We start from the raw sequence: 22,541 nt of genomic DNA, 5'->3' as shown, positions 1-22,541 counted from the left end.
GCAGCGGTTGACGGCAAGCTAGACGGGTGATGGTGCGCGAGTGGGACCCTCGGACCGCGTCGTCCGCCGAGATCGCGTCGCTGCTGGACACGCTGAACGCGGTCCTGGCGGCTGATCTGCCGCAGGATCCGCCCTGGCGGGAGAGCTCCATGCGGGAATACCTGTCCGAGGTGATGCCCGGCGAACGACGGATCTCCTGGATCGCCCAGGACGACCCGGCCCCGGACGGCACCCCCGGTGACATCGTCGGGCACGTCCACGTGCTCCTGCTCGGCGGGATCGGCGTGCTGGAGGTGCTGGTGCACCCGGCGGTCCGGCGCACCGGGCTCGGCCGCGAGCTGGTGCGGGTGGCCGCCCGCCGGGTCTGGGACGAGGGCTTCCAGTCGATCGGCGTCGAGGTGGTCGGCGACACCCCGGCCGTCGCGTTCTACGAGGCGCTGGGCTTCACCCGGGAATACGTGGAGACCCGCAGCGTGCTCGACCTGAGCACGGTGGACTGGCCGGCGCTCGCGGAGATGGCCACCGAGGTCGGCGCGGGCTACCACGTCGAGTTCTGGCCGGGCGGCCCGCCGGACCCGCTGATCGAGGCGTACGCGCGGGCGAAGGCCGAGGTGCGCGACGTGGACGACGGCGAGCTGCGGCCCAGCTCCTACGATCCCGAACGTCTGCGGGACAGCCTCGACACGCTGCACCGGCGGGGCATGAAGCCGTACATCGTGCTGGCGTTGCACGAGCAGACCGGCGAGGTGGCCGGCCTGACCGAGGTGGTGGTGCCGGCACAGCACCCCACCCGCGCCGACCAGTACGACACCATCGTGGTCCGGGACCACCGGGGCTACGGCATCGACCGGGCCATCAAGGCCCGGATGCTGCTGGAGTTGCGCTCGGCCGAGCCCGAGGTGGCCGAGGTGCAGACCTGGAACGCGCAGGCCAACGAGTCGATGCTCAAGGTCAACGCCGAGCTGGGCTACCGCACCGACCGTGACTGGTGTGAATACGGTGTGGACGTCGCCGAGCTGGTGCACCGGCTGGACAGTCACCGCTGACGCCTGTTCACCAAACGGCTGCCCGGGGGATGGACGTCGGACGGCCACGCCCCTTAACGTGCGTTAGTTCCCCGCCCACCCATCGTGGAGGCTCCATGCGCCCGCGCCGCACGATCGCCGCGCTCGCGACCACCGCCGCCGTCACCGTCACGGCCATCGGTGTCGCGCCCCCCGCGGCCAGCGCCGCGCCCACCGACCTGTTCATCTCCGAATACGTCGAGGGGTCGTCCAACAACAAGGCCGTCGAGCTGTACAACGGCACCGGCGCCCCGGTCGACCTGGCCGCCGGCGGCTACCAGCTCCAGTTCCACTTCAACGGCGCGACCACCTCCACGAACGTGGCGCTGACCGGCACCGTCGCCGCCGGGGACGTGTTCGTCTTCGCCGCCGCGTCGGCCGGGCCGGCGATCCTCGCCCAGGCCGACCAGACGTACGCCGGCTCGCTGTTCAACGGCGACGACGCGATCGTGCTGCGCCGTGGGGAGACCGTCGTCGACTCCCTCGGCCAGGTCGGCGTCGACCCGGGCACCGAGTGGGGCGGCGGGCTCACCAGCACGGCCGACAACACGCTGCGCCGGCTGCCCTCGGTGACCGCCGGCGACACCGACCCGTCGGACCCGTTCGACCCGGCCGCCCAGTGGGCCGGGTTCGCCACCGACACGTTCGACGGGCTGGGCAGCCACAGCGTCGACGGCGGCGGCCCGGTCGACCAGCCGCCGACGCTGACCTGCGGCGGCGCGCTGACGCTGGAGGCGGGCGCCACGGCCACCCGCGCGGTGACCGCGACCGACGCCGACGACACGGTCACCGACCTCGCGGTCACCTCGGTCGCGCCGGCGCCCGCGAGCGGCTCGATCGGCCGTACCGCGTTCACCCCGGCCACCGCGGCCGGCGGCACCGCCACCGCGACGCTGACCGCGACGGGCCTGCCGGCCGGCAGCTACGCGGTCACCGTGACCTCGACGGACGCCGAGGGCGGCACCGCCACCTGCACGCTCACCGTGCAGGCCACCAGCGTGCTGTCGGTGGGCGAGGTGCAGGGCCGCACCGCCGACGACGAGAGCGGCCGCACCGATCGGTCGCCGCTCGCGCCGGCCAGCGGCAACGGCACCAGCACCCTGCTGTACGACGTCCGGGGCGTGATCACCGGCAAGTCGCTGACCCGCACCTCGGCCGGGGCCGACCAGTGGGGCTTCTACCTGCAGAGCCGGCTCGGCAGCGAGGACGGCGACCCGCTCACCTCGGACGGCCTGTTCGTCTTCATGGGCTCGTTCACCACGCTGATCGGCGGCTACGCCCCGACCGTCGGGGACGAGGTCGTGCTGCGCGGGCGGGTCTCGGAATACTTCAACCAGACCCAGCTCTCCGGCGCCTCGCTGGTGCGCAAGCTCGACTCCGGGCTCGACGTGGACACCGTGGTCCGGGTGGCCGACGCGGTCCCGCCGGCCGAGGCGGACGCCGCCGACCTGTTCTGGGAGCGGCACGAGGGCGAGCGGATGCGGGTCCGGGCCGGCAGCGGTGTCTCCGCGCCCCGGCACATCTACTCCTCCACCGCCGACTCCGAGATCTACGTGCTGGACCGGGAGGACCCGGTGATGAAGCGGTCCGACCCGTACGCCCGCCGGGTGTTCCGGGACGCGCACCCGCTGGACGACATCCCGGGCACGCTCTTCGACAACGGCAACAACCAGCGGATCCTGCTGGGGGCCGGTGGCGTGAAGGCGACCGCCGGCGACTCCACCGCGCTGCTGCCCGAGGCGCGCACGTTCGACACGCTCACCGAGGACGCCTACGGCTCCGTCTCGTACGCGTTCAGCAAGTACAGCGTGCAGCCCGAGCAGCTCACCCTGACCGGCGGCGCGGACCCGGCGGAGAACAACCCGCCGCGCCCGGCGGACCGGACCAGCGAGGTCGCGGTCGCCACGTACAACGTGGAGAACCTGTACGACTACCGGGACGACCCGTTCGACGGCTGCGACTTCGCCGGCAACAGCGGCTGCCCCGGCGTCAGCCCGCCGTTCGACTACGTGCCGGCCAGCCCGGAGGCCTACACCGCCAAGCTGGGCGTGCAGGCGCGGCAGATCGTCACCTCGCTGCACAGCCCTGACCTGATCCTCGTGCAGGAGGCCGAGGACCAGGACATCTGCTCGGTGGTCGACGGCAACCTCACCTGCGGGGACACCGACAACGCCGACGGCGCGCCGGACACGGTGCAGGAGTTGGCGTTGGCCGTGGCGGCGAACGGCGGTCCCGCCTACGCCGCCGCGTACGACCGCACCGGCGCGGACGCCCGGGGCATCGCCTCGGCGTTCCTCTACCGCACCGACCGGCTGACGTTGGCCCAGGCCACCGCCGCCGACCCGCTGCTGGGCTCCGCGCCGACGGTCACGTACCGCTCGGCCGCGCTGCCGTCGAACGCGGACGTGCAGAACCCGAAGGCGTTCAACGCGGTGCTCCCCGAGGACGTGGACCGGTCCACCGGGGTGGACGGCAGCAACGTCTACACCCGCGCGGCGCAGCTGGCCCGCTTCACGGTCAGGGCGGCGCCCGGCTCGACCGAGAACTTCACGCTCTGGGCGGTGGCCAACCACTTCTCCTCCGGCCCGGACAGCCGGGTCGGGCAGCGTCGGGAACAGGCCGCGTACGGCGCGGCGATGGTGCGGGCGGTCGAGGCGTCCGACCCGTCCGCCCGGGTGGTCTACGGCGGCGACCTGAACGTCTTCCCCCGCCCCGACGACCCGATCGCGACCGGGCAGAACCCCACCCCGTCGGACCAGCTCGCCCCGCTCTACCAGGCCGGCCTGCACAACCTCTGGGACGACCTGGTGGCGGACGCGCCGGCGGCGGCCTACTCGTACACCTTCAGCGGGCAGGCCCAGACGCTGGACAACATGTTCGTCAACGACCCGATGCACGACGACCTGGTGCAGGTGCGGACGGCGCACATCAACGCCGACTACCCCACCGACGCCGGGCAGCTGGGTGACCGGGGCGCCAGCGACCACGACCCGACGGTGGCCCGGTTCCGCTCCCGTGCCGCGCTGCGGGTGGCCGACTCCTCCGTCACCGAGGGCGACAAGGGCACCCGCACGATGACGTTCACCGTCACCGTGTCCCGCCCGCTCTCCGAGCCCGCCCTGCTGTGTGCCGCCACCTACGGCACGACCGCGCAGGCCGGGACGGACTACGACCCGTACGTGGGTTGCCGGGTGCTGCCCGCGGGCCGGACGTCGCTGGACTTCCCGGTCACCGTGCGCGGTGACCGTAAGCGCGAGGCGGACGAGCGGCTCACGCTGTACGTGGCCGGCGTGCCGGGGCTCCGGCTCGCCGACCCCGCCGGCGTCGGGACCATCCTGAACGACGACTGAGCGACGCTCGCCACGGCGGCCCGTCGTCCGGCTCACGGCCGGATCGGCGGGCCGCCGCGGTTCCGGCGGAGTCGGCCACCCACGGAGTCGTCCGGATCATTACCGGCGCGTCCTCGGCCGGTGAGCGAAGTTGCCAGGAGGTGCCGCCGGAGGCAGGCAGGAGTGCCACCCACCGGCCGAGTCCGCCAATCCCCGCCGCCCGGGAGTTGGTTGATCCCCGAGGCACGCCTTTCGAGCTGAGTCGTTCGTGATATCGCACGGCCACCTACGGATTGGTCGAGCCACCTCCGTCCGCATGATCGACGCCACTTCGCCGAGATGGCACCGTCCGACCCGCCCGGACATCGCCACTTCGCCGAGGTAGCACCCTGTCTGGTGGCCGACCCGGCGGTGGTGGCCGGCCCCGGTCAGGTAGCGCGTGCACTGAGTCGTTTCTGACATCAGCTCGAAAGGCGTCGAGAAGAGGTCCGGTCCGGCCGAGCGGGGCCGGCGGGCGGAGCGATCAGCCGACGGGTGAGTCACAGGTCGCAGAGGCGGCGACCGGAGCGGATGTCGTCGAGCGCGACGTGCAGCTCGGCGATCCGCCGCTCCGCCTCGCCGGTACTGGTTCGTCGGACACGCCGGCCGTACGGTCAGTAGCGCTCGCGGAGCAGCTGGGCCGCCTCGACCGCCCAGTAGGTGAGGATGATCTGGGCGCCGGCCCGGCGGATCGAGGTGAGCGTCTCCAGCATGACCCGCTCCCGGTCGATCCAGCCGTTCGCGGCGGCGGCCTCGACCATCGCGTACTCGCCGGAGACCTGGTAGGCGGCGACCGGGACGTCCACCGCGGCCCGGACCGCCGACACCACGTCGAGGTAGGGCAGGGCCGGCTTGACCATCACCATGTCGGCGCCCTCGGCGACGTCCAGCGCGACCTCACGCAGCGACTCCCGCAGGTTCGCGGGGTCCTGCTGGTAGCCACGCCGGTCGCCCTCCAGCGCCGACTCCACCGCGTCCCGGAACGGGCCGAAGAAGGCGGAGGCGTACTTGACCGCGTACGCGAGCACCGCGACGTCCTGGTGCCCGGCGGCGTCCAGGGCCTTGCGGACCACGCCGACCTGGCCGTCCATCATCCCGGACGGCCCGACCACGTGGACCCCGGCGTCGGCCTGGGCGACCGCCATCTCCGCGTACGCGGCGAGCGTGGCGTCGTTGTCCACGCCGCCGTCGGGGGTGAGCAGGCCGCAGTGCCCGTGCGAGGTGAACTCGTCCAGGCACAGGTCGCTCATCACCACTGTGGCGTCGCCGACCTCGGAGATCACGTCCCGGATGGCCACGTTGAGGATGCCGTCCGGGTCGAGGCCGCCGGAGCCGGTCTCGTCCCGCGTCGACGGCACCCCGAACAGCATGATCCCGCCGACCCCGGCCTGGACCGCCTCGACGGCCGCCTTGCGCAGCGAGTCCCGGGAGTGCTGGAGCACCCCCGGGAGCGACGCGACGGCCCTCGGTTCGGTCAGCCCCTCCTTGACGAACATCGGCACGACCAGTTCGGCCGGGTCGACGCGGGTCTCGGAGACCAGCCGCCGCACGGCCGCGTTGCGACGCAGCCGGCGGGGCCGGATCTCGGGGTACGGCATGGGGATGCCTCCTGTCAGCGGAACCTCAGGGCGGTCGGGCCCTGCACCTTCGAGCCGCGGCGCTGCTTCGCCGGCATGGCGGCGAGCTTCTCGCGCAGCTCGACGGCGTAGGCGGCGAGCGCCTCCACCAGGTCGGGAACCGAGGCGTGCGGCGGCTGGACGTCGACCCGCAGGCCGAACTCCGTCGCGGTCTCCGCCGTCTTGGGCCCGATCACGGCAACAACGGTACGCGCGTGCGGCTTCCCGGCGATGCCGACCAGGTTCCGCACCGTGGAGGACGAGGTGAAGAGCACCGCGTCGAACCCGCCCGACTTGATCGCGTCGCGGATCTCGGCCGGCGGCGGCGCCGCCCGCACGGTCCGGTACGCGGTCACGTCGTCGACCTCCCAGCCGCGCTCGGTGAGGCCGGCCGCGAGGGTCTCGGTGGCGATGTCGGCGCGCGGGAGCAGCACCCGGCCGACCGGGTCGAGGATCTCGTCGTGCGGCGAGAACTCGGCCAGCAGGCCCTCGGAGGACTGCTCACCGGCGGGGACCAGCTCCGGCTGGATGCCGAACGCGCGGACCGCGTCGGCGGTCGCCTCACCGATGCAGGCGATCTTGACGCCGCCGAAGTGCCGGGCGTCCAGGCCGTGCTCGCCGAACTTCTCCCAGACCGCCCGCACCGCGTTCACCGAGGTGAAGATCACCCAGGCGTAGCGGCCGTCGACCAGGCCCTTGACCGCCCGCTCCATCTGGGCCGGGGTGCGCGGCGGCTCGACCGCGATGGTCGGCACCTCGCACGGGATCGCCCCGTACGCGCGCAGCCGCGCGCTCATCGCGCCGGCCTGCTCCTTGGTGCGGGGCACCAGCACCTTCCAGCCGTACAGCGGCCGGTTCTCCCACCAGCTCAGCTTGTCGCGGTCGGTGACGCCCGCGCCGACGGTGAGCACCACCCGGCCGGTGAAGCCGAGCGCCGCCGCGACGAAGGAGTCGACGCTCGACGTGGTGGTGTACTGCGTCTCGCCGGTGCCGTCCCCGGTCACGCCGACCGGGGTGGTGCCGTCGATGCCGGCCGCCAGCAGCCCGTCCCGGACGGCGGCGAGGTCACCGGCGTCCACGGCGAGCGCCAGCGAGCCCCGGCCCACGGCCGCGGCGAGCGCGTCGAAGTCCAGCGTGGTGACGTCCTCGACGTCGGCGGCGGTGCGTACGCCCGGCAGCGGGACACCCGCGTAGGTGGCGACGCCCTCGGCCTGGCCGACGCCCGGCACCACCTCGAAGTGGGCGGCGGTGCGCGCCACCGCCTGCACCTCCTTGACCACCGAGTCGTGGCCGAACGGGTCACCGGCCACCAGGTGCACGGCGTTCTGGCCGGACCGGGCCGCGGAGATCAGCACCTTCGCCACGTCCCCGGGCACGCCCTCGGCGGGGCTGAACTCGGCGTCGGACCTGGCCTGGGCGCGGACGTGGGTCAGCAGCGACTCGGGGACTCCCCGGTCGTACACCACGTGGTCGGCCTCGACCAGGGCGTCGAGCGCCCGGCGGGTCAGCAGGCCCGGGTCGCCGGGGCCGGCCCCGACGAAAGCGATCCGGCCTACGGGCTTACGGGTGCGGGTCATTCTGTGCTCCCAAGTTGCTGGGTCCCCGGGCCGGTGTGTCCTTCTTGGCCGAGGATCGAGTCGGCGCCGAGTTCGAGGAGTTCGGCGGCGAGTGCCTTGCCGATCTCCGCCGCGTCGGCGGGCGTTCCGGTGCGGGACAGCCGGAGGTCACGGGTACCGTCCGGGCTGATCACCGCACCGCGCAGGTAGATCTCCTCACCGGTCTCACCCTCGGCGAGTTCGCCGTAGGCGGCCACCGGTGCGCTGCACCCGGCCTCCAGGGTGGCCAGCAGCGCCCGCTCCGCGGTGATCGCGGCGCGGGACGGCGCGTGGTCGAGCAGCGCGAGCAGCTCGACCAGGTCCTGGTCGTCGGCCCGGCACTCCACCGCCAGCGCGCCCTGGGCGGGCGCGGGCAGCATCAGCATCGGGTCGAGCGTCTCGGTGATGACGTCGGCGCGCCCGATCCGGGTGAGCCCGGCCCGGGCCAGCACGACGGCGTCGAGGTCGGCGTCCGGGCCGAGCACCCGGCCGAGCCGGGTGTCGATGTTGCCCCGGATCGGGGTGACCTCGAACTGCATGCCCAGCGCGTGCAGCTGGGCGATCCGGCGCAGCGCGCCGGTGCCGATCCGCGCGCCGGGCGGCAGCTCGGCGAGCGTACGGCCGTCCGTGGCGACGAGCGCGTCGCGCGGGTCCTGCCGGGGCGGCACCGCCGCGACGTGCAGGCCGGGCGCCGCCGCGGTGGGCAGGTCCTTGTAGGAGTGGACCGCGAAGTCGATCTCCCGGGCGGTCAGCGCGTCGCGCAGCGCGGAGACGAAGACGCCGACACCGAGCCGGTGCACCGGGGCGGAGGAGCGGTCGCCGGCGGTCACCACCTCGACCAGCTCGACCGGGCGGCCGGTGGCCGCGGTGAGGGCCTCGGCCACGTGGCCGGACTGGGCCATCGCCAGGGTGCTGCCCCGGGTGCCGAGGCGCAGGGGGGCGGTCATCGCGCACCTCCGGTGGGCGGAACGTCGGCCGCGTCGAACGACGAGCGGCCGTCGAGGTCGGTGGCGACCACGTCGGGGACGGTGTCGACCGGGGACGTCTGCGGTACTTCCAGGTCGAACAGCTCACGCAGCAGGGCCGCGTACTGGTCGCCGCCGGGCTCGGCGGCGAGCTGGCGGACCCGTACGGTCGGCTGGTGCAGCAGTCGCTGCACGACCCGGTGCACGGTGCGGGCCACCTCGGCGCGCTGGTCGTCGCTGAGGTCGGGGCGGCGCTGGCCGAGCCGGCGCAGCTCGGCGGTGACCACGTCGTCGGCCCGGCCGCGCAGGGCGGCCACGGTCGGGGCCACGTCGGCGCCGCGCAGCCAGCTCAGGAACGCCTCGACCTCGCCGGTGACGATCCGGGTCACCTCGGCGGCGTCGGCGGCGGCCGGCCCGTCGGCGAGGATCGCCGCCATCCGGTCGATGTCGATCACCTCGACGCCGGGCAGCTCGGCGACGCCGGCCTCGACGTCGCGCGGGACGGCCAGGTCGAGCAGGACCAGCGGGCCCCGGTCGGTGTCCCGGCGGGACAGCGCCCGGGTCACCACGTCCCGGGTGAGCACCGGCTCGGTGGCGGCGGTGGCGGCGACCACGACGTCCACCGTGGCGAGCGCCTCGACCAGCTCGGCCATCGGCACGGCGGTCGCGCCGTACGACTCGGCGAGCCGGACCGCGCGGGCGGCGCCGCGGTTGGTGACGGTGAGCGGGCCGGCGCCCTGCCGGGAGAGGGTGGCCACGCCCAGCGAGCCCATCGCCCCGGCGCCGACCACCATGGCGGGTCGCCCGGTCAGGTCGCCGTCGAGCAGGTCGGCGGCGAGGTCGAGGGCGGCGGTGACCACGCTCTGCCCGGCGCGGTCGATGTTGGTCTCGGCGTGCGCGCGCTTGCCGACCCGCAGCGCCTGCTGCATCAGCTCGTGCAGCAGGCGGCCGGCGGTGTCCGCGCCGGTGGCCGAGTGGTAGGCGTCACGGAGCTGGCCGAGGATCTGCGCCTCGCCGACCACCATCGAGTCCAGCCCGGCGGCGACCCGGAACACGTGGTCCACGGCGGCGGCGTCGTAGTGCACGTAGAGGTGGGGGGCGAGCGCCGCCGGCGGGCAACCGGCCTGCTCGGCCAGGACCGCGCAGATGTCGCCGAGCCCGCCGTGGAAGCCGGAGACGGCGGCGTAGACCTCGACCCGGTTGCAGGTGGAGACCAGGGCGGCCTCGGCCACGTACGGCTGGGCGACCAGCCGGTCCAGCGTGCGGGTGAGGTCCGCGGGCGGGACGGCCAGCTGTTCCAGGGTGGCGACCGGGGCGGTGCGGTAGGACGCGCCGACGACGAGCAGTTTCACGTGCCGATCGCCTCCTGGGTGTCGGTGGCCGCGAGCCCGCCCGGCAGGGCGGCCAGGCCGGGCCCGCCGGTGGCGGGCAGCGCGGTCAGCGACGCCTTGCGGTGCTCGTGGAAGGACAGGATCTGCAGCTCGATCGCGAGGTCGACCTTGCGCACGTCGACCCCGTCCGGGACCGAGAGTACGCACGGCGCGAAGTTGAGGATGCTCGTCACGCCGACGGCGACCAGTTCGTCGGCGACGGCCTGGGCGGCCGGCGCCGGGGTGGCGATCACGCCGATCGAGATCGACTCCTCGGCCACGACCCGGGACAGCTCGTCGACGTGCCGGACGACCAGGCCGTTGATCTGCTCGCCGACCCGCGAGGCGTCGGCGTCGAGGAGCGCGGCGATGCGGAAGCCGCGGTTGGCGAAGCCGTCGTAGCCGGCCAGGGCGTGACCGAGATTACCCACGCCGACCAGCGCCACCGCGCGGCACTGGGTGAGCCCCAGGACGGACTCGATCTGGTCGATCAGCAGCGCCACGTCGTAGCCGACGCCGCGGGTGCCGTAGGAGCCGAGGTGGGACAGGTCCTTGCGGAGCTTGGCGGAGTTGACGCCGGCGGCGTTGGCCAGGCCCTCGCTGGACACCGTCTCGTGGCCGGCGTCGGCGAGCGCGTGCAGCGCGCGCAGGTATTCCGGGAGCCGGGACACGGTTGCCTCGGGCAGGTCCGGAAGCGCCGGTACGGCACCGGTGCGACCGGGCGCGCCTGGTTGACGGTGCTGGCTCATGAGACTCCGTGCGGTGCGATCCTCGACCAGCGACGGGGGCCGGTCGTTTCGGGACTCCCGCTGGCGACCGATGTTGCCGGCTGTGCTAGCAGGGCGCGTCGGAACTACAGAGTAGGCGCTTGTGAAGAGGTGCACAAATCGCGATCTTGCTGACTCGCGACGCGCCTTCACCTGCTCCTCCATTCCCACAAGATCGATCAATCGCGCTGCATGGGCGGCGCGTGGCGATTATTGCTCAATCCAGACTTCTCTGACCAATCGCACGCGCCCGGTAGCGCTCCGTGACCGGCGTGGCGAGGCGCGTCTCACGTCCGGGTAGGGAGAACCCCACCCCGGAAAGGGCGGCGCACGGGATGGGTCGGCCGCCTCCGCGCCCATAGCCTCGGACCATGACCGCCGCACCGTTGGCCACCGCGCCCGCCCCCTCGTCGCCCGTCCGGGGCCTGTTCCACCGGCTCGCGCGCGACTCCGGCTACGTGCTCTTCAGCCTCCCGCTGGCGCTGGTCGGCTTCGTGCTCGCCGTGGCGGGGATCTCACTCAGCGCCGGCCTGCTGGTCACCACGCTGGGCCTGCCCGTCCTCGCCGGCGTGCTCTACGCGGCGCGCGGGCTGGCCGACCTGGAACGGCTCCGGCTCCCCGGCGTGCTCGGCCGACCCCGAGTCCGGCCGGCCTACGTGACGCCCCCGCGCGGTGCCCGGTTCTGGCGCCGGGTGTTCACCCCGATGCGGGACCCGCAGTCCTGGCTCGACCTGCTGCACGCGTTCCTGCGGCTGGTGGTGACCCTGCCCACGTTCGTGGTGCTGGTGGTGTGGTGGGCGCTGGCGCTGACCGGCTCGCTCTACGGCGCGTACGACTGGGCGATCCCGCGCGGGCCCGGCGACCAGGACCTCAGCCAGCTCCTCGGGATGGGGGACGGCGCCGACGCGCGGATCGCCCTGAACACCGCGATCGGCCTGTTCGCGCTCCTCACCCTTCCGCTCGTGGCCCGGGCCTGCGCCCGGATCCAGGGCGGCCTGGCGTACTCGCTGCTCACCGGCGTGGCCGAGATGCGCCAGCGGATCGTCACGCTGGAGGAGCAGAAGCGGGCCGCCGCCTCGGCCGAGGCGTCCGCGCTGCGCCGGCTGGAGCGCGACATCCACGACGGGCCGCAGCAGCGCCTGGTCCGGCTCGCCATGGACCTGGGCCGGGCCCGCCACCAACTGGCCGCCGACCCCGAGGCGGCCCGCCGCACCCTGGACGAGGCGGTCGCCCAGACCCGGGAGACGCTCGACGAGCTGCGCGCCCTCTCCCGGGGCATCGCGCCGCCGATCCTGGTCGACCGGGGGCTGCCCAGCGCGCTCGCCGCGCTCGCCGCCCGGGCGCTGGTGCCGACCGAACTGCTGGTCGACGACGACCTGGGCACCGCCGCCGGTCGGCTGGACCCCGGGCTGGAGAGCGCCGCCTACTTCGTGGTGGCCGAGGCGTTGACCAACGTCGCCAAGCACAGCCGGGCGGACGCGTGCCGGGTGGAGGTGGCCCGGAAGGTGGGCCGGCTGGAGATCACCGTCACCGACGACGGGGTCGGCGGCGCCCACCTGGCCAAGGGGCACGGCCTCAGCGGCATCGCCGACCGGGTCCGGGCGGCCGGCGGCACGCTGGAGGTGGCCAGCCCGAGCGGCGGACCGACGCGGGTCCACGCGGAGCTGCCGCGGTGACGTCCGCCGGGCCGGTGGACGGCGCTGCGGGGCGGCCGGAGGCCACGCCGTGGGACCCGGACGTGATAGACACCGGACCCATGCGGGTGGTGATCGCGGACGACGCCGTACTGCTCCGGGAGGGGCTCATCCGGCTGCTGACCGAGTGCGGGCACGAGGTGGTGGCCGCCGTCGGCGACGGGGACGCCCTGGTCGAGGCGGTGGTCACGCACCGTCCGGACATCTCGGTGGTGGACGTGCGGATGCCGCCGTCGCACACCGACGAGGGGCTGCGCGCGGCGGTGGAGGCCCGCCGCCGGGTGCCGGGCACGCCGATCCTGGTGCTCTCCCAGTACGTCGAGGTGTCGTACGCCGACGACCTGCTGGACACCGCGGGCGGCGCCGGCGGCGGGATCGGCTACCTGCTCAAGGACCGGGTGGCCGCGATCGACGAGTTCCTGGACGCGCTGGCCCGGGTGGCGACCGGCGGCACCGTGCTCGACCCGGAGGTGATCAGCCAGCTCCTGGTGCGGCGGCGGCGCGACGACCCGCTGGCGGCGCTGACCCCGCGTGAGCGGGAGGTGCTGGCGCTGATGGCCGAGGGGCGCTCGAACACCGCGATCGCCCGCGTCCTGGTGGTCAGCGACGGCGCGGTGGAGAAGCACGTGCGCAACATCTTCACCAAGCTCGACCTGCCGCCCGACGCGACGACCCACCACCGCCGCGTGCTGGCCGTCCTGGCCCACCTCCGCGCCTGACCGCCCCGGTCAGGGGAGGGTGCGGGCCCGGGTGACCGCCTCGGTGAGGGTGTCGGCGGTGGGGTGGCCGCTGGCCCGCAGCACCGCCGGGTCGGAGAGGCCGCCGGTGTAGAGGACCGCGGCGCCGCCGACCGAGAGGGCCGCGTCGGCGTCGTCCAGCGAGTCGCCGATCAGCACCACCTCGTGACCGGCCAGCCCCAGCTCGGCCAGGTGCTTCTCCAGCCACTCCGCCTTCGGGCCGCCGCCGACCGCCGCGCGCAGCCCGTCCACCCGGTCGAAGTGCGGGGTCAGCCCGTACGTGTGCACGGTCGGCACCAGCTCGTCGTGGAACCACATGGACAGCAGCGACTGGCTGCCCGGCCAGGCGGCGATCGCGGCGGTGGCGTCGGCGGCCAGCGCGCAGCTGGTCAGCCCCGCCCGGTACGCGTCGTGGAAGATCCGGTCGAGCGCGCCGAACGCCTCGGCGTCCACCGCCCGGCCGAGCATCTCGGCGTAGTAGTCGGCGATCGGCCGGCGGAACCGGACCCGGTGCTCCCGCGCGCTGACCGCCGGGCCGCCGGCGCTGGCGAACGCCACGTTCGTGGCGCGCACCACCAGGTCGAGGTCGTCGAGGAGCGTGCCGTTCCAGTCCCACACCAGGTGGCGTCGTGTTCCCGTCACCCGAGCACGATAGATCAGAGCTGCGGGGTGGTCAGGTCCCGCAGGAGCCGGTCCTCCTCGACCCGCCAGTAGCCGTGCTCCTTGCCGTCGAGCAGCACCACCGGCAGCCGGTCGCCGTAGTCGCGTTCCAGCTCGACGTCGCCGGTCACGTCCTTCTCCACCCACCGGTCGCCGGTGACGGCCACCACCCGGTCCAGCGCCGCCTTCGCGTCGTCGCAGAGGTGGCAGCCGGGCCGGGTGATCAGGATGAGCCTCGCGTCACTGGACATCGGATACCTCCGTGCGGGTCTCGGGCGGTCGCGCCGGTGCCGGCACCGCGGGCGCCGGGCGCAGCTCGGTCTTGCGCACCTTCCCGATCGCCGAGTACGGCAGGCGGTCGACGAACTCGACGGCGGTCGGGCACTTGAACCGGGCCAGGTTACGCGCGCAGTGGGCGAGCAGCTCCTCGGCCGGGACGGGCGGGCCGGCCGAGCGCACCACGTACGCCCGGACAGTCTCGCCGGTCCGCGGGTGCGGCACCCCCAGGACGGCCGACTCGGCCACCCCGGGGTGTGCCTGGAGCACCAGCTCGACCTCGTGCGGGTAGACGTTGAAGCCGTTGACCAGGATCAGCTCGCCGAGCCGGTCGACCAGGAAGAGGTCGCCGTCGGCGTCGGCGTAGGCCACGTCGCCGGTGGCCCACCAGCCGTCCGGGTCCGGTCCGCCCCGCCCGTCCGGCCAGTAGCCGGCGAACAGGTTCGCGCCGCGCACCACGATCTGCCCGGGGTCGGTGCCGGTCGGGTCGTCGGTGAGGTCCATCCCGTCGTCGTCGGCCTCGGCCGCGGGCACCCCGTCGCGCCACAGCTCGGTGCCGTCGGAGCCGACCAGGCGCAGCTCGACGCCGGGTAGCGGCCGGCCGATCGAGCCGGGTTTCGGCTCGCCGCCGACCAGCGTCGAGGTGAGCACCGGGGCGGTCTCGGTGAGGCCGTAGCCCACGTGCACCGGGTGCCCGGTCAGCTCGGTGAAGCGCGCGCCGACCGCCGGCGGCAGCGGCGCGGCGCCGCACACCGCGACGCGCACCGAGGCCAGCGCCTCGGCCGCGTCACCCGGCGCGTCGGCCCAGGTCAGGAACATCGACGGTACGCCGACCAGCACGCTGACCCGGTGCCGGGCGATCTGGTCCCGCGCGCCGTCCGGGCCGGGCTCGTCGACCAGCACCCCGGTCGCGCCGTGGTGCACCACGGCCCCGAGCCCGGAGTTCAGCCCGTACGCGTGGAACAGCGGCAGGGCGAGCAGCACGGTGTCGTCGGGCCCCACCACGGGCGGCTCGATCCGGTCGACCTGGGCGTGGTTGGCGGCCAGCGCCCGGTGCGACAGCATCGCGCCCTTGGGTCGTCCCTCGGTGCCCGAGGTGTAGAGCAGGACGGCGAGGTCGTCGCCGCCGCGGATCGGGAACGGCGTGACGGCGTCGTGGTCGCCGACCGGCGGGGCGGTGTGCACCGCGCGCAGCGCGGGCAGTTCGGCGGCGTCCACCCGGGCGATCACCTCGGCGGCGCCGACCAGCACGGCGGCGCCGGAGTCGACGAGCACGTGTCGCAGCTCGCGCGCGGTCAGCGTGGGGTTGACCGGCACGGCGACCAGGCCGGCGCGGAGCACGGCCAGGTAGGTGACGACGAAGTCGGGGGTGTTGCCGAACGCGACCGCCACCCGGGGCGGGTGCGACTCCCCGGTGGATGGGGCCGTGCCGGTGCGCAGCGCGTGAGCGGTGGCGGTGACCGCGCGGTCCAGCTCGGACCAGGTCACCGTCCGGTCGCGCCAGTGCAGCGCGACCCGGTCACCCCGGTCGGCGGCGGCCCGGCGGAGCCGGTCGGCGAGGTTCGGCGCGGAGCTGTCGGCGGCGTCCTGCACGGTGGCTGAGTCTGGCACAGCCGGGACCGCCGGGCCATGCCCGGACGCCGGCCCGGGTCCGTTGCACGGGACCGCACATGCGACCTGGCGGGAATCCCATGTGCGGGATGAGGATCTCCACCGGTGCGGCGCGGGCAGCCGGGAGCGACCCGTCCGAGCCGCTCCCGCGACACGCCGAGTGAAAAGAAAATCGGCTCCGACCAGGACTTTCCACTCCGGACCAGCTCCCGGCGCGAAAGTCAACCACACACGACGGACAACCGGTCCGCCAGGAGTGCGACCCGGCGGGAAATACTTCCGCTCTGTGTAACGGACTTGCCACGCGTGGGTGACGTTGGCCCTATCATCACTCGGGTCGGCTCACCCCATTTGCCGTGAGTCGACACCCCTCAGCCCGAGGAGGCCCCCGTGCCCGTGAGCGCATTGGACCAGCACCTCAAGGGGATCTGCCGCCCGCCGGCACGTCCCGGACCGACCACGCCCGACCGGGGCGTACCCGGTCCCGCGGCGCCCCCGTGGCGCCCCGCGCGGTCGCTGTCCACCCGGACCGGGGAGGCGCGGTGACCACCTTCGGTTACGCGGACCGGCCGGCCGGGGTGACCGGCCCCACCCAGCGGAACCCGCTCAACGAGCGCGCCGAGCCCGCCACGCGCGGCGCCGACGGCCTGCTCGCGGTGCGGAGCGAGGCGCGGCGGGTCCGCAGCCGCGCCCACCACGCCAACGAGGCGCCGCCGAGACCCGCGCTGCCCGGCGGCAACGCCAAGCCGGCCGCCGGCCGGCTGAACGCGCCGGTCCGACCAGCCATGCCGCCGGCCCAGGCCCGGCGCGGCGAGGCGCCCACCACCGGCGAACCGTCCGCCGCCGAGACCGCCGTGCTGCCGGCGGTGGCCGCCGGTGACACCGCGGTGCTGCCCGCGGTCCCGGCCGCCACGACGGCCACCGGCTTCCCGAGCCGCCCCGACCCGTCCGACCCGGCCACCGAGGTCTGGACGCTCGTCGAACGGGCCCAGGCCGGCGAGTCCGAGGCGTTCGGCCTGATCTACGACCGGTACGTCGACACCGTCTTCCGGTTCGTCTACTTCCGGGTCGGCAACCGCCAGCTCGCCGAGGACCTCACCTCCGACACGTTCCTGCGGGCGCTCAAGCGGATCGGCAGCTTCACCTGGCAGGGCCGCGACCTGGGCGCCTGGCTGGTCACCATCGCCCGCAACCTGGTCGCCGACCACTTCAAGTCCGGACGCTACCGGCTGGAGGTGACCACCGGTGACGTCCTCGACGCCGACCGGGAGGACCGCGGGCCGGAGGGCAGCCCGGAGGCGGCGGTGGTCGAGCACATCACCAACGTCGCCCTGCTCACCGCCGTCAAGCAGCTCAACCCGGAGCAGCAGGAGTGCATCGTGCTCCGGTTCCTCCAGGGCTTCTCGGTGGCCGAGACGGCCCGCGCCATGGGCAAGAACGAGGGGGCCATCAAGGCCCTGCAGTATCGGGCGGTGCGGGCGCTGGCCCGGCTGCTGCCCGACGGTTTCCAGGCCTGACCCGCTCCGAGCCCGTCCACCCCACCGGCGCAGACGCCGGGCGGTGTCGCGTGCCCGACCGGTCCCCCGGCAGCGATCACACCCGGTGATATCGCCGCCGATCGGGCCGTAACCGGCGACCGGCGCGAACCGTTTCTCCGGGTGCGACCAGTGGTTGTCCCGGCGTCCCCCGGGCCACCCGGTCCGGCGGGTCAGGTCGGCCGTCCGGTCGGCCCTCGGCCGCACGCTGCCACCGGTCGCTGGTGACGACGACGGCCGTCCGGCCGTGACCAGCGAGAGGGGGTGCCCGCGGTGGACAGCGACCTCTTCTCCCGTCGGCGAGCCGAGCGCTTCGCGCAACTCCTCGACGAGGCCAACGGCGGACGCCGGCACCACGTCCGGTCCCGGGCCGACGGTGAACTCACCGCGCTCGTCGAGGTGAGCCGGCGGGTCACCGCCGAACGGCCCACCGTCGAGGTGGATCCCGAGTTCCGCACCGGCCTGCGCGCGATGCTGGTGGCCACCGCCGAGCGCGAGGGCATGACGGCTCCGGCCAAGGCGGGCGCGGCCGGCGGCCTGCGCGGCGCGCTGCTGCCGGCGATCACCGGCCGCCGGGCGCGGGCCCGGGGCGCGATCCTGGTCGGCGTGGCCGCCGGCGCGGTCGCCCTCTCCGGCATCTCCGCCGCCAGCGAGAACGCGCTGCCCGGCGACGCCCTCTACGGCATGAAGCGCTCCACCGAGCGCGCCCAGCTCGCGCTGGCCAGCTCGGACATCAGCCGGGGCCAGCTCTTCCTCGACTTCGCCCGGACCCGGCTCGACGAGGCCGCCTCGGTCCGCGACGACCGGCTCGGCTTCAGCGCCGTCCTGGACGACATGGACACCGACACCCGCCAGGGCGTACGCCTGCTCACCACGGTCGCCGCCCAGCGGTCCGACCCGACCGCGCTGGACGCGGTGGACACCTTCCTCGCCGGCCAGCGCCGGGTGGTCAGTGGCCTGCTCGACCGGCCCGACCACGCCGACCGGGACCGCACCCGCCGTTCGCTCGCCCTGCTCGACGCGGCCGGCAAGCGCGCCGACGCGCTGCGCGAGGCCATCGCCTGCGGGCTGCCCGCGCCGGCGGCCAGCGACGCGCTCGGGCCGGCCCCGGCCGCCTGCCCCGGCGACCGCTGAGCGCGGCCGCCGATCACGCCACACTTCTCCCGGCGGACACCCGGCCGTCACGACGTGCCGGATACGCTCGACGCGGAGCGCGTACGTGGTCGTCGAGGCAGGGAGGTCGCCGTGGCCGGGAGCCGCAAGGTGACGGTCAGCACCGACGCCCACGGGCACACCGCCGGCTGGTCGGAGACCCCGGCGGCGCCCGCGACCACTGTCACCCCCGACCCGACGGCCGCCGCCTTCTTCGACGTCGACAACACGATGATGCGGGGCGCCTCGATCTACTGGTTCGCCCGTGGCCTGGCCGCCCGCAACTACTTCACCGCCGGCGACCTGGCCCGGTTCGCCTGGCAGCAGACCCGGTTCCGGCTGCTCGCCACCGAGCACGCCGGCGACATGACCCAGGCCAAGGAGGCGGCCCTCGCCTTCGTGCAGGGCTGGCGGGTCGACGACGTCGAGCGCCTCACCGAGGAGATCTTCGACGAGCTGATGGCGCCGCGCATCTGGGCCGGCACGCACCGGCTGGCCCAACGGCACCTCGACGCGGGTGAACGGGTCTGGCTGGTCAGCGCCGCCCCGGTGGAGATCGGCCGGGTGATCGCCGCTCGGCTCGGCCTGACCGGTGCGATCGGCACGGTGGCCGAGGTGGTCGACGGTGCGTACACCGGCCGGTTGGTCGGCGACCTGATGCACGGCCCGGCGAAGGCGGAGGCGGTCACCCAGCTGGCCGCCGTGGAGGGGCTCGACCTGGCCCGCTGTGCCGCCTACAGCGACTCGTCGAACGACCTGCCGATGCTCTCGGCCGTGGGCCGCGCGGTGGCGGTCAACCCGGACGCCGCGCTGCTGCGCCAGGCCCGTGAACGGGGCTGGGACGTCCGCGACTTCCGCACCGGCCGCCGGGCCGCACGCATCGCCGTGCCGTCGACCGCCGCCGCCGGGCTGCTCGCCGGCGCGGTCAGCGCCGGGCTGGCGCTGCACCGCCGCCGCCAGCGCGCCTGACGCGGCTGGCCCGGCTCCCGGTCAGGGGCCGAACGGGTCGGGGCGGCGTTCGAGCAGCTTGTGCAGCGTCTGCTGGATGGTCTCCCGCACCTGGTCGGCGAGGTTGAACACGACCAGCGGGTCGTCCGCCGAGTCGCGCAGGTGCGCGGTCGGGATCGGCGGACAGAACTCGATCAGCCACTTGCTCGGCAGCGGCACCATGCCCAGCGGCCCCAGCCAGGGGAAGGTCGGCGTCACCGGGAAGTAGGGCAACTTGAGCAGCCGGGCGAGCGGCTTGATGTCGGCGAGCATCGGATAGATCTCCTCGCCGCCGACGATCGCGACCGGCACGATCGGCGTGCCGGTGCGCAGCGCGGCGGAGACGAAGCCGCCCCGGCCGAACCGCTGGAGCTTGTAGCGGTCGGCGTAGAGCTTGCCGACCCCCTTGAAGCCCTCCGGGAACACGCCGACCAGCTCGCCGTTGCCGAGCAGCCGTTCCGCGTCCGGGTTGCAGGCCACCGTGCCGCCGGTCTTGCGGGCGAGCTCGGAGACCACCGGCATCCGGAAGACCAGGTCGGCGCCGAGCAGCCGCAGGTAGCGGCGCTGCGGGTGCCGGTCGTGCAGCGCGGCGGAGAGCACCAGCGCGTCCAGCGCCACGGTGCCGGAGTGGTTGCCGACAACCAGGCCGGCGCCGTCGGCCGGCACGTGCTCCACGCCGCCGACCTCGGTGCGGAACCAGTCCCGGTAGAGCAGCCGGACCAGCGGATGGAAGACCGCGTCGGTGAGGTCGGGGTCGAAGCCGAACTCGTCCACCTCGTAGTCACCGGAGAGCCGGCGACGCAGGAACGCGAGCCCCTGGGCGACCCTGCGGTCCCAGTGGTCCCCCGGCCGGTCGGCCACGGCCGGTCCCGGCGGCGTCGCCGGCCGGGCCGCCCCGGTTCCGGGGCCGGCCGTACCGGAGTCGGTCCCGTCCGCCACCGCCTTCCGGGCGACGGCCTTCTTGGCCACCGCCTTCTTGGCCACAGCCTTCTTCGCGACGGCCTTCTTGGCCACCGCCTTCCGGGGCGGCGGTGGGGCGGCGGGGACGCCCGGTTCGTCGGTGGGACGGGCGGCCTCCGCGCCGGGTGCGGCCGCGCCGCCGGCGGGCTCGTCGGTGGAGGTGTCCGGCTCGTCGGCCGGCGCGGCGGACGCGGCCGGGCGGGCGGCCGGCGCGGTGACCCGGCGGTGCCCGTTGCGCCGCGCCGGCTCCGCACCCGGCTCGGGCACGGTCAGCGGTACGTCGTAACGCGCGTCACGCCGCTCCTCCGGGCTGCTCACGAACGCTCCTGGACGGTCGAGCGGACCTGCCGGATGCTCTCCAGCACCAGCTGCTCCGCGGCGGCGAGCTGGTCCCGGGTCACCACCACGCCACCGTGGTGGGCGCGGATGAAGTCCTCGAAGGCGGCGGCGGTGGAACGGGGGGTGAAGCCGTACTCGCGCTCCAGCCGGCTGGTGTCGACCACCCGGCCGTGCACGAAGAGGTCGACCTGGTCCAGGCCGTAGCGCCCGAAACCCATGGTGCGGGCGACCGCGGCCACCCCGGCCAGGCCCGGCTCCAGCACCGGCAGCGCCACCCGACCGGCCCGGCGGATCGCCTGGGACAGCGACAGCACGCCCGGCCCGGCGACGTTGTAGGTCCCCGGGTGCTCCTCGGCGACCGACCGGTGCAGCACCTCCAGGGCGTCGTCGAAGTGGACGAACTGCAGGCGTGGGTCGCGGCCGAAGACGGTGGGCACCACCGGCTGGGAGAAGTAGCGGGTGAGCGTGGTGTCGGCCGCGTACCCGATGAACGGGGCGAAGCGCAGCACGGTGGCGGTGACGTCCGGCCGGCGGCGGCGGAACCCCCGCACGTATCCCTCGATGTCGAGGATGTCGCGGCCGAAACCGCCGCGCGGCACCTCGCGTGGCTCGGTCTCCTCGGTGAAGACGGCCGGGTCGCGGAACGACACCCCGTACGCGGCGGTCGACGAGCGGACCACGAGCTTGCGCAGCCGGGGCGCCCGCTGGCAGGCGGCGAGCAGCTGCATCGTGCCGATGACGTTCTGCTCCTTCATCCCCGTCCGGCCGCCGAGCTGCGGATCGGGGGCGGAGACCAACGCCAGGTGCACCACGGCGTCGACGTCGAGGTCGGCCAGGAGACCGCCGAGCGAGTCGAGGTCGATGCGGACCCGCTCGACGTCCGAGAGCAGGTCGGTCAGCTCGGGGTTGGGCGGAGCCGGGTCGACGCCGATGACGCGCTCGATACGCGGGTCGGCGGCGAGCCGGGCGGCGACGTTAGCGCCGAGGTAGCGGCCGACCCCGGTGACGACGACGACCCCCGGAGCACCGGAGGTGCCACCGGGGGTCATGTCGTGCGCCTTGCGCGGCAGGCGGGATCGAGCCGGGACGTCCGCGGCCTGATCACCTGAGCCTCCGAGGGTCGACAGTTGGCAAGTGGTGCCGGGTGCCGGGCCAGAGCCCGGCCCCGGTCACTTGCCGAGACGGCGACGCTGGACGCGGGTCTTGCGCAGCAGCTTGCGGTGCTTCTTCTTAGCCATGCGCTTGCGGCGCTTCTTGACCACCGAGCCCATACGACAGCCTTTCGATGCAACGTGCGGGGCGGACCGGGAGGCGCCACCGTCGGTGACACCGTGCCCGCTTGCGGACAACGGACCGGACCAGCGAGGTGGGCAGGGCACACCAGAGTGCGGTCACGGTCGTGGTCCAGGGTAGCCGGAGTGCGTCAGCAGGACCAACGCGCCCCCGTCGATGCCCCTTTTCGTCGCACTCGACGGACCGGCCGCCGAGGGGTCAGGCGGACTCCTGGAACGCGCCCCGGAGGTATTCGTGCACGGCGTGCTCGGGCACCCGGAACGACCGGCCGACGCGCACCGCGGTCAGCTCACCGCTGTGCACGAGACGGTAGACCGTCATCTTGGAGACCCGCATGACCGTCGCCACCTCGGCGACGGTCAGGAACCTGACATCCGACAGCCGTGCGTCGGACTGCGACCCGGCCATGGCTCACCGACCCATTCCCGTGCCCGGCGCGTGTCACCGGGCAGGTGCTCCCGCCTCGACGAGCGACGCGCGTGTAACCAGTACGGTAGCGGGACGGCTGTGACCAGCGCGATCCCTTCTCTCGTTTGATCATGGCGGGACGGC

The 22,541-nt window shown here is 74.4% G+C and carries 19 protein-coding genes; 7 read left to right on the top strand and 12 right to left on the bottom strand.

What is annotated here, in order from left to right:
- Window positions 1-29 precede the first annotated feature (29 nt).
- Complete coding sequence (locus tag CO540_RS22625; protein ID WP_099163560.1) at window positions 30-1,046, top strand: GNAT family N-acetyltransferase; 1,017 nt, start codon at window positions 30-32, stop codon at window positions 1,044-1,046.
- A 95-nt stretch (window positions 1,047-1,141) separates the two neighbouring features.
- Window positions 1,142-4,414: a lamin tail domain-containing protein gene (locus tag CO540_RS22620; RefSeq protein WP_099163559.1), complete on the top strand. Its 3,273-nt coding sequence runs from the start codon at window positions 1,142-1,144 to the stop codon at window positions 4,412-4,414.
- A gap of 632 nt (window positions 4,415-5,046) precedes the next feature.
- Here the strand turns inward: CO540_RS22620 and hemB are convergent.
- From hemB to CO540_RS22590, 5 genes are read right to left on the bottom strand one after another with little or no spacing between them, the layout of a single operon-like run.
- On the bottom strand, window positions 5,047-6,030 hold the full coding sequence (gene hemB / locus CO540_RS22610; RefSeq protein ID WP_099163558.1) for a porphobilinogen synthase: 984 nt from the start codon (window positions 6,028-6,030) through the stop codon (window positions 5,047-5,049).
- A gap of 14 nt (window positions 6,031-6,044) precedes the next feature.
- Window positions 6,045-7,625, bottom strand: a complete 1,581-nt coding sequence (locus CO540_RS22605) for a uroporphyrinogen-III synthase (protein WP_091569409.1) — start codon at window positions 7,623-7,625, stop codon at window positions 6,045-6,047.
- Window positions 7,622-8,590: a hydroxymethylbilane synthase gene (hemC, locus tag CO540_RS22600; RefSeq protein WP_099163557.1), complete on the bottom strand. Its 969-nt coding sequence runs from the start codon at window positions 8,588-8,590 to the stop codon at window positions 7,622-7,624. Before hemC ends, CO540_RS22605 begins: the two co-directional genes overlap by 4 nt.
- Window positions 8,587-9,960: a glutamyl-tRNA reductase gene (locus CO540_RS22595; RefSeq protein ID WP_099163556.1), complete on the bottom strand. Its 1,374-nt coding sequence runs from the start codon at window positions 9,958-9,960 to the stop codon at window positions 8,587-8,589. Before CO540_RS22595 ends, hemC begins: the two co-directional genes overlap by 4 nt.
- The gene (locus CO540_RS22590; protein WP_099163555.1) at window positions 9,957-10,727 is read right to left on the bottom strand and encodes a redox-sensing transcriptional repressor Rex; all 771 of its coding nucleotides are present in this window, start codon (window positions 10,725-10,727) and stop codon (window positions 9,957-9,959) included. Before CO540_RS22590 ends, CO540_RS22595 begins: the two co-directional genes overlap by 4 nt.
- Before the next feature lie 389 nt (window positions 10,728-11,116).
- Here CO540_RS22590 and CO540_RS22585 point away from each other — a divergent pair, with 389 nt between their 5' ends.
- Window positions 11,117-12,421, top strand: a complete 1,305-nt coding sequence (locus tag CO540_RS22585) for a sensor histidine kinase (protein ID WP_099163554.1) — start codon at window positions 11,117-11,119, stop codon at window positions 12,419-12,421.
- 80 nt (window positions 12,422-12,501) lie between these two features.
- Complete coding sequence (locus CO540_RS22580) at window positions 12,502-13,158, top strand: response regulator transcription factor (protein ID WP_099164900.1); 657 nt, start codon at window positions 12,502-12,504, stop codon at window positions 13,156-13,158.
- Between the two features lie 9 nt (window positions 13,159-13,167).
- On the opposite strand, the gene CO540_RS22575 is transcribed toward CO540_RS22580, so the two are convergent.
- Genes CO540_RS22575 through CO540_RS22565 form a run of 3 tightly spaced genes read right to left on the bottom strand, consistent with a single transcriptional unit; the run spans window position 13,168 to window position 15,705 of the window.
- Window positions 13,168-13,818, bottom strand: a complete 651-nt coding sequence (locus CO540_RS22575) for an HAD family hydrolase (RefSeq protein WP_099163553.1) — start codon at window positions 13,816-13,818, stop codon at window positions 13,168-13,170.
- A 14-nt stretch (window positions 13,819-13,832) separates the two neighbouring features.
- Entirely contained in the window at window positions 13,833-14,087 is a 255-nt protein-coding gene (locus CO540_RS22570) for a glutaredoxin family protein (protein WP_091569385.1), read from the bottom strand.
- Window positions 14,077-15,705 carry an AMP-binding protein gene (locus CO540_RS22565; RefSeq protein WP_172967912.1) on the bottom strand — a complete coding sequence of 543 codons (1,629 nt, stop codon included), beginning with the start codon at window positions 15,703-15,705 and terminating at the stop codon, window positions 14,077-14,079. The genes CO540_RS22570 and CO540_RS22565 overlap by 11 nt, the downstream gene beginning before the upstream one ends.
- Window positions 15,706-16,265: 560 nt before the next feature.
- On the opposite strand from CO540_RS22565, the gene CO540_RS22560 reads away from it, so the two are divergent.
- The 3 genes from CO540_RS22560 (at window position 16,266) to CO540_RS22550 (ending at window position 19,379) form a co-directional block, all read left to right on the top strand.
- Window positions 16,266-17,240, top strand: coding sequence for an ECF subfamily RNA polymerase sigma factor, BldN family (locus CO540_RS22560; protein WP_099163551.1), 975 nt, complete (start codon window positions 16,266-16,268; stop codon window positions 17,238-17,240).
- Window positions 17,241-17,531: 291 nt separating this feature from the next.
- Window positions 17,532-18,392, top strand: a complete 861-nt coding sequence (locus CO540_RS22555; protein WP_099164899.1) for a DUF5667 domain-containing protein — start codon at window positions 17,532-17,534, stop codon at window positions 18,390-18,392.
- A gap of 111 nt (window positions 18,393-18,503) precedes the next feature.
- Complete coding sequence (locus CO540_RS22550) at window positions 18,504-19,379, top strand: HAD family phosphatase (protein WP_099163550.1); 876 nt, start codon at window positions 18,504-18,506, stop codon at window positions 19,377-19,379.
- 21 nt (window positions 19,380-19,400) lie between these two features.
- On the opposite strand, the gene CO540_RS22545 is transcribed toward CO540_RS22550, so the two are convergent.
- The 4 genes from CO540_RS22545 to CO540_RS22525 form a co-directional block, all read right to left on the bottom strand.
- Window positions 19,401-20,258, bottom strand: a complete 858-nt coding sequence (locus CO540_RS22545; RefSeq protein WP_091576911.1) for a lysophospholipid acyltransferase family protein — start codon at window positions 20,256-20,258, stop codon at window positions 19,401-19,403.
- Window positions 20,259-20,671: 413 nt separating this feature from the next.
- Window positions 20,672-21,745, bottom strand: coding sequence for an NAD-dependent epimerase/dehydratase family protein (locus tag CO540_RS22535; protein WP_091569368.1), 1,074 nt, complete (start codon window positions 21,743-21,745; stop codon window positions 20,672-20,674).
- A 120-nt stretch (window positions 21,746-21,865) separates the two neighbouring features.
- Complete coding sequence (locus tag CO540_RS22530; protein ID WP_007465623.1) at window positions 21,866-21,967, bottom strand: 30S ribosomal protein bS22; 102 nt, start codon at window positions 21,965-21,967, stop codon at window positions 21,866-21,868.
- A gap of 220 nt (window positions 21,968-22,187) precedes the next feature.
- Window positions 22,188-22,397 (bottom strand): helix-turn-helix domain-containing protein, encoded by a 210-nt coding sequence (locus CO540_RS22525; RefSeq protein ID WP_013288759.1) that lies wholly within the window; start codon window positions 22,395-22,397, stop codon window positions 22,188-22,190.
- Window positions 22,398-22,541: the final 144 nt, after the last annotated feature.

Source organism: Micromonospora sp. WMMA2032 (assembly GCF_002688545.1).
GTDB lineage: Bacteria > Actinomycetota > Actinomycetes > Mycobacteriales > Micromonosporaceae > Micromonospora > Micromonospora sediminicola.
Note: the sequence above shows the minus strand (reverse complement) of the source record. Positions and strands in the feature narration are given on the sequence as shown.

Coding starts and splice junctions, on each gene's coding strand:
- hemB (WP_099163558.1), bottom strand. CDS start 6,030: ATGCCGTACCCCGAGATCCGGCCCCGCCGGCTGCGTCGCAACGCGGCC.
- CO540_RS22580 (WP_099164900.1), top strand. CDS start 12,502: ATGCGGGTGGTGATCGCGGACGACGCCGTACTGCTCCGGGAGGGGCTC.
- CO540_RS22530 (WP_007465623.1), bottom strand. CDS start 21,967: ATGGGCTCGGTGGTCAAGAAGCGCCGCAAGCGCATGGCTAAGAAGAAG.
- CO540_RS22625 (WP_099163560.1), top strand. CDS start 30: ATGGTGCGCGAGTGGGACCCTCGGACCGCGTCGTCCGCCGAGATCGCG.
- CO540_RS22570 (WP_091569385.1), bottom strand. CDS start 14,087: ATGTCCAGTGACGCGAGGCTCATCCTGATCACCCGGCCCGGCTGCCAC.
- CO540_RS22620 (WP_099163559.1), top strand. CDS start 1,142: ATGCGCCCGCGCCGCACGATCGCCGCGCTCGCGACCACCGCCGCCGTC.
- CO540_RS22590 (WP_099163555.1), bottom strand. CDS start 10,727: ATGAGCCAGCACCGTCAACCAGGCGCGCCCGGTCGCACCGGTGCCGTA.
- CO540_RS22605 (WP_091569409.1), bottom strand. CDS start 7,625: ATGACCCGCACCCGTAAGCCCGTAGGCCGGATCGCTTTCGTCGGGGCC.
- hemC (WP_099163557.1), bottom strand. CDS start 8,590: ATGACCGCCCCCCTGCGCCTCGGCACCCGGGGCAGCACCCTGGCGATG.
- CO540_RS22535 (WP_091569368.1), bottom strand. CDS start 21,745: ATGACCCCCGGTGGCACCTCCGGTGCTCCGGGGGTCGTCGTCGTCACC.
- CO540_RS22585 (WP_099163554.1), top strand. CDS start 11,117: ATGACCGCCGCACCGTTGGCCACCGCGCCCGCCCCCTCGTCGCCCGTC.
- CO540_RS22525 (WP_013288759.1), bottom strand. CDS start 22,397: ATGGCCGGGTCGCAGTCCGACGCACGGCTGTCGGATGTCAGGTTCCTG.